This is a genomic window from Sphingobacterium sp. InxBP1, assembly GCF_026191775.1.
In the GTDB taxonomy this organism is placed as follows: domain Bacteria; phylum Bacteroidota; class Bacteroidia; order Sphingobacteriales; family Sphingobacteriaceae; genus Sphingobacterium; species Sphingobacterium thalpophilum.
Genome location: NZ_JAINDX010000042.1, coordinates 413,481 through 429,476 on the forward strand (window position 1 = coordinate 413,481; position 15,996 = coordinate 429,476).

23 protein-coding genes and 1 tRNA gene are annotated in these 15,996 nt (G+C 37.2%); 20 read left to right on the forward strand and 4 right to left on the reverse strand.

All coding sequences use genetic code 11. From position 1 onward, the window contains the following. Nucleotides 1–45: 45 nt before the first annotated feature. Nucleotides 46–2,013 (forward strand): DUF3857 domain-containing protein, encoded by a 1,968-nt coding sequence (locus K7A41_RS09415; protein ID WP_265713529.1) that lies wholly within the window; start codon nt 46–48, stop codon nt 2,011–2,013. Further along, nucleotides 2,010–3,911, forward strand: coding sequence for a DUF3857 domain-containing transglutaminase family protein (locus tag K7A41_RS09420; RefSeq protein ID WP_265713531.1), 1,902 nt, complete (start codon nt 2,010–2,012; stop codon nt 3,909–3,911). The genes K7A41_RS09415 and K7A41_RS09420 overlap by 4 nt, the downstream gene beginning before the upstream one ends. A 672-nt stretch (nt 3,912–4,583) precedes the next feature. On the opposite strand, the gene K7A41_RS09425 is transcribed toward K7A41_RS09420, so the two are convergent. The 3 genes from K7A41_RS09425 to K7A41_RS09435 all read right to left on the reverse strand — a co-directional run bounded on the left by K7A41_RS09425 (nt 4,584) and on the right by K7A41_RS09435 (nt 6,476). After that, nucleotides 4,584–5,066 carry a hypothetical protein gene (locus K7A41_RS09425; protein WP_265713533.1) on the reverse strand — a complete coding sequence of 161 codons (483 nt, stop codon included), beginning with the start codon at nt 5,064–5,066 and terminating at the stop codon, nt 4,584–4,586. Between the two features lie 2 nt (nt 5,067–5,068). Next, nucleotides 5,069–5,599: a hypothetical protein gene (locus K7A41_RS09430; RefSeq protein ID WP_265713534.1), complete on the reverse strand. Its 531-nt coding sequence runs from the start codon at nt 5,597–5,599 to the stop codon at nt 5,069–5,071. 205 nt (nt 5,600–5,804) lie between these two features. Then, entirely contained in the window at nt 5,805–6,476 is a 672-nt protein-coding gene (locus K7A41_RS09435) for a S24 family peptidase (protein WP_265713535.1), read from the reverse strand. 117 nt (nt 6,477–6,593) lie between these two features. On the opposite strand from K7A41_RS09435, the gene K7A41_RS09440 reads away from it, so the two are divergent. From K7A41_RS09440 to K7A41_RS09500, 14 genes are all read left to right on the forward strand, one after another. Beyond that, nucleotides 6,594–6,866 carry a hypothetical protein gene (locus K7A41_RS09440; RefSeq protein WP_265713536.1) on the forward strand — a complete coding sequence of 91 codons (273 nt, stop codon included), beginning with the start codon at nt 6,594–6,596 and terminating at the stop codon, nt 6,864–6,866. Further along, nucleotides 6,866–7,642, forward strand: a complete 777-nt coding sequence (locus K7A41_RS09445) for a phage antirepressor KilAC domain-containing protein (RefSeq protein ID WP_265713537.1) — start codon at nt 6,866–6,868, stop codon at nt 7,640–7,642. Before K7A41_RS09440 ends, K7A41_RS09445 begins: the two co-directional genes overlap by 1 nt. A gap of 285 nt (nt 7,643–7,927) precedes the next feature. Then, on the forward strand, nt 7,928–8,347 hold the full coding sequence (locus K7A41_RS09450; protein ID WP_265713539.1) for a hypothetical protein: 420 nt from the start codon (nt 7,928–7,930) through the stop codon (nt 8,345–8,347). Between the two features lie 328 nt (nt 8,348–8,675). Next, nucleotides 8,676–8,776 (forward strand) — tRNA-OTHER (locus K7A41_RS09455). An 89-nt stretch (nt 8,777–8,865) separates the two neighbouring features. Continuing rightward, nucleotides 8,866–9,129, forward strand: coding sequence for a hypothetical protein (locus K7A41_RS09460; RefSeq protein WP_265713540.1), 264 nt, complete (start codon nt 8,866–8,868; stop codon nt 9,127–9,129). A gap of 180 nt (nt 9,130–9,309) precedes the next feature. After that, nucleotides 9,310–9,930: an ERF family protein gene (locus tag K7A41_RS09465; RefSeq protein ID WP_265713541.1), complete on the forward strand. Its 621-nt coding sequence runs from the start codon at nt 9,310–9,312 to the stop codon at nt 9,928–9,930. 6 nt (nt 9,931–9,936) lie between these two features. After that, nucleotides 9,937–10,404: a hypothetical protein gene (locus K7A41_RS09470; RefSeq protein WP_265713542.1), complete on the forward strand. Its 468-nt coding sequence runs from the start codon at nt 9,937–9,939 to the stop codon at nt 10,402–10,404. Further along, complete coding sequence (locus tag K7A41_RS09475) at nt 10,404–10,664, forward strand: hypothetical protein (RefSeq protein ID WP_265713544.1); 261 nt, start codon at nt 10,404–10,406, stop codon at nt 10,662–10,664. Before K7A41_RS09470 ends, K7A41_RS09475 begins: the two co-directional genes overlap by 1 nt. Before the next feature lie 208 nt (nt 10,665–10,872). Continuing rightward, nucleotides 10,873–11,121 (forward strand): hypothetical protein, encoded by a 249-nt coding sequence (locus tag K7A41_RS09480; RefSeq protein WP_265713545.1) that lies wholly within the window; start codon nt 10,873–10,875, stop codon nt 11,119–11,121. A gap of 3 nt (nt 11,122–11,124) precedes the next feature. Next, nucleotides 11,125–12,051: a DUF6291 domain-containing protein gene (locus K7A41_RS09485; RefSeq protein ID WP_265713546.1), complete on the forward strand. Its 927-nt coding sequence runs from the start codon at nt 11,125–11,127 to the stop codon at nt 12,049–12,051. Further along, on the forward strand, nt 12,032–12,673 hold the full coding sequence (locus tag K7A41_RS09490) for a hypothetical protein (RefSeq protein WP_265713547.1): 642 nt from the start codon (nt 12,032–12,034) through the stop codon (nt 12,671–12,673). Before K7A41_RS09485 ends, K7A41_RS09490 begins: the two co-directional genes overlap by 20 nt. Before the next feature lie 5 nt (nt 12,674–12,678). Then, nucleotides 12,679–13,122 carry a hypothetical protein gene (locus K7A41_RS09495; RefSeq protein WP_265713548.1) on the forward strand — a complete coding sequence of 148 codons (444 nt, stop codon included), beginning with the start codon at nt 12,679–12,681 and terminating at the stop codon, nt 13,120–13,122. After that, entirely contained in the window at nt 13,107–13,460 is a 354-nt protein-coding gene (locus tag K7A41_RS23750; protein ID WP_416221948.1) for a RusA family crossover junction endodeoxyribonuclease, read from the forward strand. The genes K7A41_RS09495 and K7A41_RS23750 overlap by 16 nt, the downstream gene beginning before the upstream one ends. Further along, complete coding sequence (locus K7A41_RS09500) at nt 13,457–13,735, forward strand: DUF4884 domain-containing protein (RefSeq protein ID WP_265713549.1); 279 nt, start codon at nt 13,457–13,459, stop codon at nt 13,733–13,735. Before K7A41_RS23750 ends, K7A41_RS09500 begins: the two co-directional genes overlap by 4 nt. 373 nt (nt 13,736–14,108) lie before the next feature. Here K7A41_RS09500 and K7A41_RS09505 read toward each other — a convergent pair whose 3' ends face one another. Continuing rightward, the gene (locus K7A41_RS09505) at nt 14,109–14,300 is read right to left on the reverse strand and encodes a hypothetical protein (protein ID WP_265713550.1); all 192 of its coding nucleotides are present in this window, start codon (nt 14,298–14,300) and stop codon (nt 14,109–14,111) included. Here K7A41_RS09505 and K7A41_RS09510 point away from each other — a divergent pair. The 4 genes from K7A41_RS09510 to K7A41_RS09525 are packed head-to-tail and all read left to right on the forward strand — an operon-like array spanning nt 14,299 to nt 15,866. Continuing rightward, nucleotides 14,299–14,697 carry an IS630 transposase-related protein gene (locus tag K7A41_RS09510; protein ID WP_265713551.1) on the forward strand — a complete coding sequence of 133 codons (399 nt, stop codon included), beginning with the start codon at nt 14,299–14,301 and terminating at the stop codon, nt 14,695–14,697. The genes K7A41_RS09505 and K7A41_RS09510 overlap by 2 nt on opposite strands. A gap of 19 nt (nt 14,698–14,716) precedes the next feature. Continuing rightward, nucleotides 14,717–15,091, forward strand: coding sequence for a hypothetical protein (locus K7A41_RS09515; RefSeq protein WP_265713552.1), 375 nt, complete (start codon nt 14,717–14,719; stop codon nt 15,089–15,091). A gap of 2 nt (nt 15,092–15,093) precedes the next feature. Beyond that, entirely contained in the window at nt 15,094–15,480 is a 387-nt protein-coding gene (locus K7A41_RS09520; RefSeq protein WP_265713553.1) for a hypothetical protein, read from the forward strand. 20 nt (nt 15,481–15,500) lie between these two features. Further along, nucleotides 15,501–15,866: a hypothetical protein gene (locus K7A41_RS09525; protein WP_265713555.1), complete on the forward strand. Its 366-nt coding sequence runs from the start codon at nt 15,501–15,503 to the stop codon at nt 15,864–15,866. Nucleotides 15,867–15,996 lie beyond the last annotated feature (130 nt).

A 15,996-nucleotide genomic window follows, 5' to 3' on the forward strand; every position in this document is an offset into this window, starting at 1 on the left:
ATTTTGGCTAAAGACCTATATTCGTAAACAAATTACGCCTAAGTCATGCGCCATTTTTTAACGCTATTTTTAATATTTTGCCTTTCCCTAGGTGGTTTCGGACAGAATTTTGATTTCGGTAGAGTCTCAGTTACTGATTTTTCTCCTACCTTGTTAGATAGTAATGCTAACGCAGTTGTCTTAAAGGAATTTGGACAAAGCGCCGTCTTCGTTGATGACTACGACCATCGGGTAAAGCTGATGCACGAATATCACGTACTTATTCGTATTAACAATAAAGAAGGATTTAGAAAAGCGAACTTCGAAATTCCTTCTTATAAACGTGGAAGCTATATCCGTGACCATCTTGATGAGCTAAAAGCCGCTACCTACAATCTGGAAGAAGGAAAAGTTTTTGTTACAACACTGGATAACAAAAAAGTCTATAAAGAGAATTATTCCACGTATCTGGAACTGAATAAGTTTACACTTCCCAATATCAAAGAGGGAAGCATCATCGAAGTTTCTTATCGAACGCTTGAGCAGGATCTATTTAACTTTAAAACATGGAACTTTCAGGATGATATCCCCAAACTTCAGAGCCAATATATTGCCATTATACCAGCGTCTTTTAGTTACAATGTCGTCTTACGTGGCCCTTACAAATTGGCTGACCAAAAGGGTGAAGCTTTACGGGAACACATTTTTTTGGATGGTGTTAGAATGGACTGCTCAAAAATCACGTATTCGATGAATAATATCCCTGCGTTTGTGGAAGAAGACTATATGACATCTCCAAAAAATTTCAAATCAGCTATATATTATGAACTCGAATCAATATTTTATCCAAGTACGGGATCAAAAAAAACATTCAGCAAAACCTGGAAAGATGTTGATCTCGAGCTAATGAATGACAAGTCATTCGGAGGGCAGCTGAAGAAAACCAATGTATTCGAAAAGAGCCTATCCATGATCATTTCTTCCAGTGATGCGAAACTTGAAAAAGCGAAAAAAATATATAATTATATCAAAAAGCAAATTAAATGGAATAACTACCTTGGGAAATACGCAGAGAATGGTATTGAGAAGGCGCTCGAGAAACGCACAGGTAATATCGGTGATATTAATCTCGCCCTAGTTACGGCACTCCAGGCTGCGGAGCTCGATGCCTACCCTATTATTTTATCCACTAGGCGTAATGGCAATCCGAATTCCCTCTTCCCCGTTCTGTCAGATTTTGACTATGTAATCGCTTGTGTAGATATTGATGGCATAAAGTATAAACTGGATGCCTCCATTCCGTCACTGCCTTTCGGGTCGCTCCCACTACATTGTCTCAATGAACGCGGTAGAATTATTTATTCCCGAAAGAGTTCAGACTGGTTTCCCTTATCGTCTGATGAAGTATCTGAACAGGTATATGCGTTCAGCGGCGTACTAAATGACCAAAACCAGATCAAAGGCAAACTTATCATCAGTAGTATGGGCAATAAAGCGCTTTTAAAACGTCAACAGATAGCCAAATTCAACACCCTGGAAGAGTACTGGGAAAAAATGGATGAGGACATGCCGAACGTCAGCTTCACCCACGCAAAGGTCGAACACCTGGACGATGTGGATCAAATGTTGAATGAAGAATTTGAGATTACCATGGATCTTTCCAATCAAAATACCGGCAATAGCCTATTTCTTGCTCCAAACATTATCGACCGAATATCATATAACCCATTTAAAATACTGGACCGTACTTATCCTGTAGATATGGGATTCAAATCCAGAACACAGTATAATATACAGCTGGAACTACCCCAGCACTATCAGCTGGCGGACAAACCCCAGAATGTATCACTAGCACTGCTTGAATCAGCGGCGAGATATAAGTATATCAGCCAATTGAATGGTAAAAACCTGGAAATTGTAAGCATGCTTGCATTCAATAAACCAGTATTTTCGGTAGACGAGTACTTCTCTTTAAAAGAACTATATTCCCGCATTATACAGCAACAAAAAATAGATTTTAGATTAGCCAAATGAAAACCGCATTTTTCAGTTTAGTATACTTCCTTATACCGATTGTGACAACTGGCCAGGAAGATTATGACATTGCCAAAATACCTGCTGTCCTAAAAAGCCGTGCTGTCGCCACAGTGCGCAATGACAAAACTGTTGTAGAAGTCAAATCTCGGGAACAAGTGATCGAAACGGTCACACGTGCCGTTACTGTCTACAACCAAAATGGAGATTACTATGCAGCAATACCGCTACACTATAATAAATCAAGTGAGATAAAAAGCGTAAAGGGTGCTATCTATAACGATATGGGCATCTTGCAAAAAAAGATATCTAGCAAGGACTTTAAAGATCACAGCGCTGTAGATAATAGTACGATGTTTGCTGATTCAAGAATAAAACTCTATATCCCAGATCATCATAGCTATCCCTATACCATAGAATATCAGTACGAAGTACGGCATAAACAAAATCTCGTTCTCCCTTCCTGGAGCCCCGAAATCGCCAACAACGTATCTGTTGAAAAAAGCAGCTTTCAATTCATCGCACCGCTCGCGGATGAATTCCGGATCGAATCGAGAAACTATAAAGGGCATATTAACGAAGAAAAGACCGATAAAACAATCAGCAAAAAATGGCTAGTAGAGCAGATTCCCGCAAAAAAGGAAGAATCGTATAGCCCCAACCCTGATTTAAAAAGAGCAAATGTACTGATCGTCCCCAAGAGTTTTATTTATTACGGCAAGGAAGGCAATTTCACAAACTGGAAAGAATACGGCGACTGGATATCATCCAAATTATTGAGTAAAAAACACGACCTTACGGAGTCCTCTAGGCAGAAATTTATCTCCCTCACGAAAAACGCTTCGTCAGATAAAGAAAAAGCGAGAATCTTATACGATTATTTACAGAAGAATACACGGTATATTAGTATCCAGATTGGAATCGGCGGACTTGAACCTTTTCCTGCTTCCGAAGTCGATCGCCTAGGATATGGCGATTGTAAAGCCTTGGTAAACTATATGCAGAGTATGTTGGCAGCAGTAAACATTCCATCCTATTATTGTATGGTTGAAGCGGGTAAGCACAAGGAGAACTTTCATAAAACATTTGCGAACGTTCAGGACGGCAACCACGCAATTCTCTGCATACCTTTTAAGAATGATACCACTTGGTTAGAGTGTACGAGTCAGAACCTTCCCTTTGGCTTCTTAAGCACCTTTACGGACGACAGAGATGTGATCGCCTGTACCGAAAACGGTGGCCTGCTTTTGCATACCCCCAAATACAGCAATGCCGACAATTTACAGCTCCGTTACGCTGACTTGACGCTCCTTGAGGACGGTAGCTTAAAAGGCACTTTAAAAACAAAGTTTTACGGCGCGCAGTATGAAAATCATATGAGCATACTTCTGGCAAGCAATAACGAAAAAACGAAATTGCTCGCCCAATATTACAACATTGATAATATAAATTTCGATCAGGTAAACTACGTCGAACATAAGGACATCAATCCCTTCATCGAAGAAAACCTCACGCTATTTATTAAGAACTATGCTGTAAAAAATGGTCATAAACTGCTGATTCAGCCCAATATATTCAATATGCAGTCCAATATCTCGGAAAACAAAAACCGAACGGAGGAAATCCTTATCGAACGTGGCTTTGTTGACGTCGACAGTATCTGCATAACATTGCCTGACAATATCGCAAAAACAATAAATCCAGAACGAAAGCTTATCGAAAAACCTTTTGGAAAATATGAATTTAGATCGGAGATCACCGGAAACAAATTGGTTACTTATAGAAAGTTCGAGCTGTTCGAGGGAAGTTATTCTGCTGATCAGTACGAAGACTTTTTCCAGTTCCATAAGGACGTAAGCAGCTCAGATAGGGGGCGATATAACCTCACAACGTTATAATCCAATAAATATTTACGTGAAAATGAAAGTCTCCGATCGATCAAATACAGCAATAATTGTATATTAGCCAGATGACAGAATACGCAGCGATTTTTGACATGGATCGCTGCATACTCCGTATTAACTTCATTTTCAATTAATTACTGATATCAAAAAATACATTCATAAAGCTAAAACAAAACATTTTTTTGCCAACCATCGATTCGTAACATGGATGGTGTATAATGATAGACCGATCCATATGTGCTTTATCTTCTCCTTGGGGCCCTTCGTGTATGCGGTCTAACATATGTACCATCTTTTCTATAATATCCTTTTACATGTACAGTACCCCCGCTTGGAGTATAAGTACTGGAAGGGATATAGCTATTTGAGGTAGTGTTGTTAGTGGTTGGCTTCTTATACCTATATGACGGACGTATTACCTTGTACCTAGGATTATATGCCCATCCATATCTTTTACCATATCTAACCCTTGTATACCCCTTTCTAACTTTACTCGGCTCCATATAGATTGGAGAACCCGAAGGCACTGTTATTAAAGACCCCTTTAGGCTGTCAGGTTCTTGATACACCAAAATATCGCCGTCAGCATACACCTCAAAAAAATTATAAGTAGTGCATGAGGTAATGAATACCCATATAAATATAAAAGACGCTATACCTTTCATGCTATCTATTGCTAGATATAGTTGCTGGGAGGAATATAAGTCCTATTTTAAAACCATTGAAATTATCTGCACCTACAGATATCTTAAGATTAGGAATTACATTGTAAGCCACCCAACCTCCGGCTAGAAATGAGTTTTCCTTTTTGGTAGCACCGGTGGTATTGTTAAAATCATCCTCAGTTTTTAATCCGGCATTCGCTCCAAATGACAAATTAGATAACCTGTATCCTCCTTTAACATAATAACCCCTTACTCTCTCATCACCAAGTTTTTTGCTTAAAGGAAAAGAAGCTCCAATCCCAGTTACTATACCTTTGACATAGGATTCGTTTTTCAGAAATGACAATTCATATTCAGGAGATATCGACTTCTTAGAATCACTATCGAAGCCAATATGAACACCAATACCATGGTTTAAATATGTTTGCGCCTTTGATATGAAAGCTGTTAGCACCAAAAAGGAAATTATTACAAATCTTTTCATTATTACTTATTTTGCTCTATTGATAAAGTTACTCTATTCCCGAAATTCTGAGACAAGAAAAAAGTAAGGTTAGTATCTAACCAAAAATAAACATTTTCTTTGGCATCTCCCTCGAAAAGCATATCAATCTTAATATCTCCTTTTGAGTACACTTTTGGCGGTATAACTCCTGGTATTCCAACATAGAATTTTGGATCTCCAAGTTCATCGCTCAGTTCAGCGTTGATTTTACTCAATCTATTATTCGCAATTTGCCCATTTTGGTTATACGAAATGTTTTTAAACTCTTTTACCTTGTTATCTTTGAAAATATAAACTACTTCTGAAGGATAATCATAAATTTTAACATTTGCATAGGTTAGGGAATTTGTAAACGAATCATACCTATATTTTTTATAGCCGTTTTTAGACATTAACTGAATTATTTGTTTTTTACTCATCCCGAACATTCTCGACGCTATCTCTTTAGCACTATTTTGAGCTAAGCTAATGTTAATTATAGCTGTCAATAATATGGAAATAATTACTCTCATAATTGCTGATTCTTGTTTCCATTTGATTTTACATCCTTTAACTCGTTAAATATTGCAGTTAATCCTTTAATTATAACATCTTGCTTATTTGATTGTTCCCTAATTTGCTTATTGATTGAATTAACATTAATACAGAGAATAAAGAAACATATCAATACCAAAATAGACCCTATTACCGCTACAAATTCTATCATAATTTAAGTTATTAGTTTTTTATAACCATTTCGCGCTGATATACTCTCTTAACATCTTTCAAGTGAATTGGTTTTACTGGATTAAAATCTTCGTTTTGAGACCTCAATTGTATGTACTCATCCTCTATCTTTACAAACTCCTTGATTATGATACCATCGATTGTTTGGAATACATAAACACGGCCCTTTACCATATGATTAATGTTTTCTATAGGAGTGCCTACGAAGTATTCTCCAGGCATATACTCCGTAACCATACTTAAGCCGTCTATCTCAAATGCAAAGCATTCCTGAGAAATAAAAGGGAAGTACATTTTCTCTATGTTGTGATCCATATAAACACTGTCGCCATATCCTTCCAAAAATCCCCCTTGGGCTTTTATTGGAACAAGCCACATATTAGGCTTCCCGTCTCCTAGGAACCTCGCAGGTTTAGCATTAGACTTACTTAAGTCATCACCCCATATTTCTTTTTCATCAACTTTAAGGGATGTTGTTATATTACTGACTGTTTCTCGCTCTAATGATTTTGATTTATAATACCTGTTTAATTGTACTGAACTTACTCCGATAATGTTAGCAATTTCTTCATTAGTAGGTTTTGAAGAAAATCCATAATCCTTAAAGTTGGTCTTAAGTTTATAAATGAAAGCTCGAAATTTTTCTCCCTGATAATCAGACATATAACTATTTTATAACTATAAAAGTAACTATTAAGTTTGCTTTTATAACTATTACCGTTATATTTGTATAAGCAAACATTAATACTATGCGTTTTTGACAGAGCAAATATAGTAATAATGTTAACATTGTTAATATTAAAAGGTAAAATTATGACTATTGATGACATTCCCGTGACAGATATTCCATTAAATTGGAGGGACCTAAAAAAGAAGGGTAGATCAGGCCGATTATTATCCACCTTGAGAAACTTACCGGTAGGAAAGGCAATTGAAGTATCTTCTTACGGAACAGTTAAAGTATATGTCTCTAAACTTAACAAAGAGTTTGTGGATCGCGAATATAACCATTTCCGGAACAACGGATCTTACTTCATCGGGAGGACTGCGTAATGAACCAACTAACCAAATTATTCTCATATGAAGGTAACCAGGTTACTTTCAAAAATGATCAAGGAGTTGCATATGTGAATGCCACACAGATGGCTAAACATTTCGGCAAAAGGCCAATTGATTGGTTAAAGTATGACAATTCAAAGCAGTACTTAGATGAATTGTCCAAAGTGAGAAATATCACTTTGACTGATTTAGTTGTAGTTACTAAGGGTGGATCAAATCCCGGCACTTGGATGCACGAAGATGTAGCCTTAGAGTTCAGCCGCTGGCTATCCCCTGCTTTTTCTATTTGGTGCAACGACCGTATAAAGGAACTACTATCAGTAGGAATGACGGCTACTCCGGCGGCTATGGAAGATATGTTAGCTAACCCTGATCTTATCATCCAAATGGCGACTCAATTGAAAGATCTTCGTTTGCAAAATGCACAAAAAGATCACCAATTAGCTACTGCAAAACAGTATTTCGATCGCGTTCGTCCAAAAGAACTTTACTATGATGATGTCTTATCGTCCAGTTCATTGATAACTACTAACCAAATAGCTCAGGAATTAGGAGTTTCAGCTAAACGCCTTAACCAGTGGCTTAAAGATCGCAAAGTTATCTACAAACAGGGGGATAAATGGCTTTTAACCTCTAACCATCGCGGTAAAGGATATGAAGACACATTTACTTTCAAATATTTTAACTCCAAACAGGAGCCTATGACACGCATAGAAATGCGATGGACAGAGAAAGGGCGTGAGTTTATACACAGCCTATTTAAAAACTAAATATTAAGGCAATATGAAAAAAGCGTATATGTCTGTTTTCTTCACATTTATATTATGCGGAGTAATTATTTATCTGATTTTCTCTTGGTCTATTGGAACTTTGAATATATGCACATGGGATAGAGACTACGTTGAATTGTTATTGATTTTCGAAATTATATCTGTATACATCAACACCATTAACGCTTCTCTTTTTTTGTTATCAGAGAAATTAAAATTAGAAGATAACGACCAAAAATAAAAATAATTCCAAACATAATATTGAACATTAAGAAGCAAATAAAGATGAATATAGGATCGTTTACATCGGTGAAAAATTTGGCTTTTGATAAAAAGAATTCCCTAAGCTCAAATGTGTTTATTGCTAGCAAGAAGCTCACAAATGATAATGAATGTGATATTGATGACATAGGTATCACAAAAGATACACCATCAACAGTTAAGCCCCTTTTATTTAAATTATTTGGCATTCCTATTAGTGTACAAAATACGGATATAGTAAAACTCATAATGCCTACACTTAATAACATTATAATCAGCACACCAAAGTTTGTGTTAGTTAAAAAGTCTTTATTACCTAAATACATTAGAATAAAAACTGGGCCAAGCATTGATAACAATGCGATACATACGGATGTAAAATGTGAAATCTTAAAATTCTTAAATGCTTCTAGGTCTAAAATCTGCATGGCGTTAATGATTTAGGCAAATCTAATAAGAAAAATCAAATAAACAATACCACCTGAAAAACAGCGAATTAAACAATCTACGATAGGTTGTCAGGCGTGAGCTATGCCTTTTAAGATAGTTCTGAATAAGGGGAAGATAAAGGCTAAGCGGTTCGATTCCGCACTCCCCTACTAAGCCGAAAGGCAAAAGAGTTCTTTGACATATTGTTTTCCTTGACAGAAGCGGATGAATGGTAACAACACGCGTGGAGTCTAAACTAACACCGATTTGAGGAAGTCGGGAGCTTGAAATACAGCGAGCTAATAAACCTGAATAGTCAGTTAGGTTAGTCAATCAAAAATATGGTGAGGTGGCGGAATGGTATACGCAGCCTAAAATTAGCATAAAATTGAAGATATAGTCCAGGTATCAAATGCGATGCAGGTTCGACTCCTGCCCTCACCACAGCGAAAATGCCCAACCTTTTGCCGGTAGTCTGCAGGCTAAATAGAACACATCTGAAAACCGGCTTTTTTACTCAAATACAAATTAATATGGAAGATCATTTAATAGAAGAAATAGCCAATCGATCTGCCTTGAAATTGATCGAATGGGAAAATGACCTGAACAAACGAAAGTTCAAAGAGAAGATCCAGGTAACGCGGTCGGACATTATTAAAGCCTTCGACCTAGCAACATACAACAACCTGATTAGCCATAAGGGCCTAAAACCTGTGCGACAGGACGGCAGAACTTCTAAGATATATTATGATGCCGCCAAGGTATTACAGTTAACCCAGTTAAGTCACCATAAATAAACTAAGATATGAAATCCTTAAAAAGACTATTTAAGCGGCTAAGACACCGCTACAATTCATTGAGCGTTTCGGATCAGCGCCAATTCAAAAGAGATATAGCAGAGTGTGTAGGATGTGTAATTATGTTCATCCTGATGCTTAGTATGCTATGTATTTGCAACTATTTAGAGAAATAATGATATGGGTATTTATAACAAGCTATTCGAGATACAGAAATCTACCCGGGGCCTAAAAAAGGATAAGAAAGGAAACAATTACGAATACGTATCCGGCACCAAAATCCTTACTCACATTCGGGCCAAAATGGACGAACTGGGCGTAATACTAAAGCAGGAGGTGCTCAGTATTGAAAACCAAAGGATGGACTATAAGACCGGCGTTAATACCCAGTTTGAAAAGCCAAAATCTGAAATCCTTTCAAAGGTCGAAATGAGGTTTACGTGGGTCGATGTTGAAACCGGAGAACAAGATCAAAACCTATTCGGCGCCAACGGTCAAAATGACTGGGATAAAGGAGTAGGAAGCGCGCTAACTTACGCGGAAAGATACTTCCTTCTAAAATATTTCCACATCCCTACAGATGAAGATGACATAGACGCTTTGCCGCCTAAAGACTCCCCTACAGATGAAGATGACAAGTCTAAATTGAAGCCATTAAGCGACAAGGCATTTAATGCCGCCTTGGCAAGGATCAATAAAGGCGAAAAACTTGTAGAAAACATCAAAAAGGAATTTAGTACTACTGCCGATCAATTAACGGTATTAGTTTCGGCAGAAAATAATTACAAACCTAAAACATAACGAATCATGCAAAACGAATTTCAAATAGAGGTGTCAACAGATGTATTGTTGAACCTTAATAAGTCCTATATCGCCAGCCTTGTAGATCAAGCTAGACTAAACCTATACGATGGTCAAATAGATGCTCTTAAGTTGCTGGTAACGGCAAAAAAAGGCCAAGAGTTATTCACTCAGCTTGAAAAAACTGTGCGTCCATACGCAGAAGCTGAGACACGAATTGGTAAAGGTGAAGTATACAAAAAGTTTGGATGTGACATTACTGAGCGGATGACAGGAGTATCTTACGATTTTACAAATTGTGATGATTCTGAATGGAACTCCCTAACAGAGCAGATTAACACTCTAACAGAGAAACGTAAAGAGCGGGAAAAGTTCCTAAAGACTATCACCAAACCAATATTTGATGAAAATGGAGTACAAATAAACCCTCCTATTCACAAAGGTAAATTAGGCTTAGCAGTAACAATAAAATAATGGCAAGCTGGAAGATGCACAAGTATTACCGAGGGGTTGTGATACCTCAGCTTAAGGACAGGCTAAATCAATTGAAAGTCTGTCCTTTTTTATTGGATGAAAAAGACACCCATATTCTTGTAAAAGGCATCACCAAAACACCATCAACTGCGAAATTAACTAACAAAGATTTTTTGCTATTCCTTGAAAAAGTATGGTGCTGGGGCGCTCACCTTGGCATTTACATCACAGGGCCAAATGAAGATGAAATATGGACTTAAAAATGGAAATAGGATCTTCCTACGATATAGTAAAGGTCCTTACAGGAATAACCAAAGATTTAACTCCAGGTAAGCAGTACATAGCTGATCAGTCTATTTCTGCAACAGATCTATCTATAATTTACCATGATGATGCTAATGACTGGAATACTGCTCGAGAGTTCAACTTAAAGAGAATAGGCAAACTAACATTAAAAAAATTAAAATCATGTCAAAGATACTCGCAGAGTTCTTAAATAACGAACTCGACCAAAAGACGCCGTATAAAATTACGGCACCTAAACACAGCCTTGTACCCCTCCGATTCGACAAGGTACAGGAAGCCATCACCGTGTTTACTGAAATTACAGAAAAGGGTAAAGCTGCTATCCTTACCTACAATAATTTCAAAACTAAGACCTGTAAAATATTGATGGCAGGCCCTGACACAATTTACAGTTTATCAAAGGAGGAATAAAGTATGGCGGATGACAAAAAATCGTTTGTTGCGTACGCCGACTGGCAGGGACAATTCAATCTTTTGTCTAATGAGGAAGCAGGAATTTTGATCAAACATATCTTAGCATATGTCAATGACGAAAACCCAAAACTACCTGATGATAACAGGATTTTGAACATCGCTTTCGAGCCTATAAAGTCCCAGCTTAAGAGAGATCTTAAAAAGTACGAGATAAAAAAGACAGGAAAAAGTAATAGCGGTATTATCGGAAACCTGAAACGGTGGCACCTCGATCTATATGAATTGTTCATAAAGAACGAAATTTCGTTAGAACAAGCTCAAAAAATCGCTTCCAGTCGCAAGGAATCGCTGTGCGATAATACCGATCGCACCTTGTCGCAAGACATCGCGAAAATCGCTGTTACTGTTACTGATAATGATACTGTAAATGTAAATGATACTGTTACTGTAACTGTTAATGATATTTATTTAGGCGCTGACGCTGAAAAAAAATCAGATAACACATTACCTGAATTTGAATCTTTAAACAGCAAAAAAGAAAAAGAAAAAAGTTCCGCGAAAAAAGAAAAAGATTTTGGTAAGAATGATTTTAGACAAGTCTTACTTGATAGAGGTGCCGCCCCTCAGCATGTTGAAGATTGGTTTAAGGTGAGGGTTTCTAAAAAAGCTCAATTCACACAAACAGCACTAACAAGATTTATCAACGAATGCGACAACAACAATTATCCGGTAGCATTAGCTGTTCAGGCTTGCGCTGAATACAGTTGGCAAGGTTTCGAGTATCAGTGGATTTTAAACAAACAAAAATATGCAACAGGACAAAACACAACTACCGCAAGCCAATCAAGGCAAGAACGGATTGATAGCGTCGAAAGACTGGGCGACCTGGCTAGGGAAATTGTCAACAATGCAGTTAACAACGGTTAGGCAGGCAATACAATCCGACCTACCAACAATCGGCAACTTACTTGTGATTGATCCCACAGTTTTGAAGGCAACAATATCTTTAGAGATAGAAAGTCTTACCAAATTTTTGAATGTCGGCAAGGTTATGGATGCTTCACAAGCCGCATCAACAATTGAATTAATTATAGCCTGTTATCCTGACCTCAATCTAGCTGATATTAAACTTTTCTTTTTAAACATGAAAAGGGGCGCTTACGGAAAAACTTATGACCGCATTGATGGTAATGTACTACTGGAGAATTTGGAAGCCTATAATCAAGCTAAAATAGCCGAACTGGAAAACATTCATATTGAAAGGAAACACCAGGGGTCAGGACAATTCCACCCTAAAGTCATTGAAGTTATGAACGCGGCTATTGATGATTATCGGAAACGAAAAGCGGAGGAACAGAAAAACAAACCTATTGAGAAGCGACAAAAGACTTATGAGGAGTTATTGGCCAATAGATGGATGAAACAGTTTGACAATCTACATTCAAAATTTGGTCTTCAACGAGTTGGCGGAAGGTTCATAAAAATAGGTGATACAATCATGGACTTCGGACAGTTCATGAACAAAAAATTTGAAAACGCTACAAAGTAAAAATAATGGAAAGAAACCTAGAAAACGTGCACGTAGTAATCTACAGCAAAAAGATGCTTAAAGAAGCAATAAAGCGTCTCAACAACCACGGTCAAAATATTGAAGCTGATATCATGTGTGATTATGAGTTCCACGGTAACGACTTGCTAATCTACCACGAAGGGATGTTTAAGGTTATACAGTGCCTTCCTACACATCCTAATCACGAAGTAACTTTAAATGATCTATGTGAAATGATAATTGATCATGAGGATGAAAAACTTAAAATTGACGATTGGGTATTTGTTCAGTTAAAAGGCAATGAGCATTTGGGATTCTCGGTTCAGAAACTAATTTTTGAACATAGCGTTAAGTACCACAATAGCCCAAATTGCCCACATTCAGCAATAAAAATTGACCAAGAAACTGCAGAGCGATTGAGAAAGGAACTGTTATGTGGCAAACAATAATTGGAAACGCACCCAGTAAATCAAACTGCTACAAAATCATAACTCTATCCGGTCACGGATCACTAGCCAAAACACCTTCACTTAAAAAATACGAAAACGACTTCTTTATCCAGTGTAACCATTATCGAAACAAAATGATAAGTGGTTACTTCGAGCTTTACATAAAGGTTTTTTATCCGTCCCAGCGATCGGATCTTGACAACAGCTTAAAGATAGTACTTGATTGCTTGCAGAAGGTTAAGGCGATAAAAAACGACAACAAGTGTGTCAAGATAGTAGCAGAAAAATACCTCGACAAATCAAATCCAAGAATCGAATTTAAAATAGAATCAATATGAAAATTATTTCAAAAATATTATTGGCGATTGCGATTGTCGCCTTATTATCATTAGTATTCTCCTGCGGTAAAGATGCTATTAAATCGGAACAAACCAACAACAGGGATATTGAACTTGAACTCCTTTTTGAAAAGGATGGATGTAAGGTTTATCGTTTTTATGATGGTATGTACTATGTCTATTGGAGTAATTGTAGCGGTAGAACTGAATACAATTACAGAGTAAAAAGCGGCAATACAACTGTAACAAGGAAACAACAAACTATCTGTAACTAATAAAATGTAATCACATGTTTTTAATAAAATTAATTGTAGCAATTATTTGTTGTTTTTTAGGCTTCCTAATTGCATATGGCATAGGAAATCTTTTCGGATTTGATTGGAAGTGGGTATTTGTCGCTTTTGGGCAAATAACCTTTGTAATAAGATTCCTTAACTCAGATGATTAAACGCAAAACATCAACATGCGTATCCTGTGGTAATACCCGACAGATATACGCTAAAAAGATGTGTTGTTGGTGCTACGAAAAGCAAAGAAAGAAAACACCCCTACCCCCTCCCAAAAAGCAAATACGAAAATTTTCAAAAAAGAGTCTGGACCAGCTTAAGCGATACCGCGTACTACGTGATAAGTATCTCGAAGAAAATCCTATTTGCCAATATCCAGGATGCAGAAGTAGAGAGGTAACCCTCCACCACAAACGCGGTAGACAAGGCGCTTACTTAACTGATAAGCGCTTTTTTTCTGCCCTTTGCTGGCCACATCATCAATACGTAGAGACCCATCCGGAAGAAGCTCGGAAGCTGGGCCTATCCTATTCACGACTAAAAAACGAATCATGAAAGAAATTGATCAAAAAGTAATTGACCTTAGGACACAAGGTAAATCAATGATAGAAATATCGAAAATTTTAGGTGTACCTCGAAACAACGTATACCACTACTACAACAGAGGATTAGGTAGAGTCCCCTTACCAATCAAAAAAAAATCAAATACATCTATAGTTAATACTACTCATTTGATGTCAGACAGGAAAATGTATCCATCCTATTTCATTCACATAACCAGTAAGACCATAAATATTCACTCTAGGGCTATTCTGAATGAAGGAGATGTTGTTGTTTTTAGGAATCGAAAATTGAGATTAAAAGAAAGGCTTCCAATGAATCGTAATACCATTAAAAGCAACTATTACGAAGGATGCGGCTACTATGAGTTTACCTACACCACCATTTAACCCTTTAAAAGAAAAGAAGATGGAAAATCAATTTGTTCCTTACGAGTTGGCGGTTAAACTCAAAGAAATGGGGTTTAATGAGTCTTGTTTTGCATATTGGCGAAAACCTGATAATATTCAATTAATAGGGGTAGAATACTTATTAGCAAACCAAATAATGTCTAGGCCTTCATACATTAAAGCCCCTCTTTGGCAGCAGGCTTTTGATTGGTTTAGAAAGAAAGGATATGATTCGCATATAGCTAAAACGGTTGCATTACTTATAAGTTGTGCGGGTCATAAACCATATTACTACAGCGTATGCGAATCAGGAAAAGAATTTGATACTTACGAAGAAGCTCGACAAGCTTGCCTTGAAAAATTAATTGAATTATCAACCAACAACAACCTATAGCCATGAAAAGCAAGCAAGAAGTAATACAGGAAGCTTATGGCGAGCACTGGCCCAAAGTTGAAAAGGATATTATCCAAGAGTGCTATATCTGTCTTATCAACGAGCGCAGCACTTTAGTACCCTGGAATGGTATTCTGATGATTTCCCATAAAACGGATAATCATTTGTATATGCCTGCATCATTAAAAGGCATCGAAACCAACAACGGATGGACTCGTATAGAGGGTGAAGCGGATTTGCCGAAAGTGGATGGAGATTATTTCGTAGTGTGGAAAGTTGGCGACGATGTTCAAGTATCGGCTGTTTCATATGATGTTGATCAACCTGAGTATTGGCACGGTGTCACCCACTATCAGGCAGTAATAAAACCACTTCCCCCTATTTATTAACCCTTATAAATCTTAAAACAATGATTTTTTACAACTATAGCTTTTACGATGATTTAAATGACATCATCGAGCAAATAACCCCCGAAGCAATCAAGAACGGTTTAGATGAAAATGGAAAGTACTTGATCGAAATTGAACATTGCGATCTTGAACCAGTCGTGGATTATGAAAAGAAAATCGAAGAGATACTGACCAATGCGCTTGAAGAAAGAGACACCGAAGATGGTGACGCTGTTAGCGATACGATAGATTTAATCAGAAAACACACTGACTTTAAAGCTATCGAAAAAGGTATGCGGCAACTATGGTTTCCCAATGGAAAACGCGAGACTGTAGATTTAGTAATTGAATTGATAATCTATTTAGAGGAAAACTGCGATGAATAACGAAATACAACAGCGAGCAAAAGAACTTTTGGAACAAGGCGCTGAAAGAAATAAAAAGCGATTGGCCGAAATCAATCGTCAAGAAGAAAATCAGCTTCGTGACCAATTTGCAGGGATGACAATACAAACT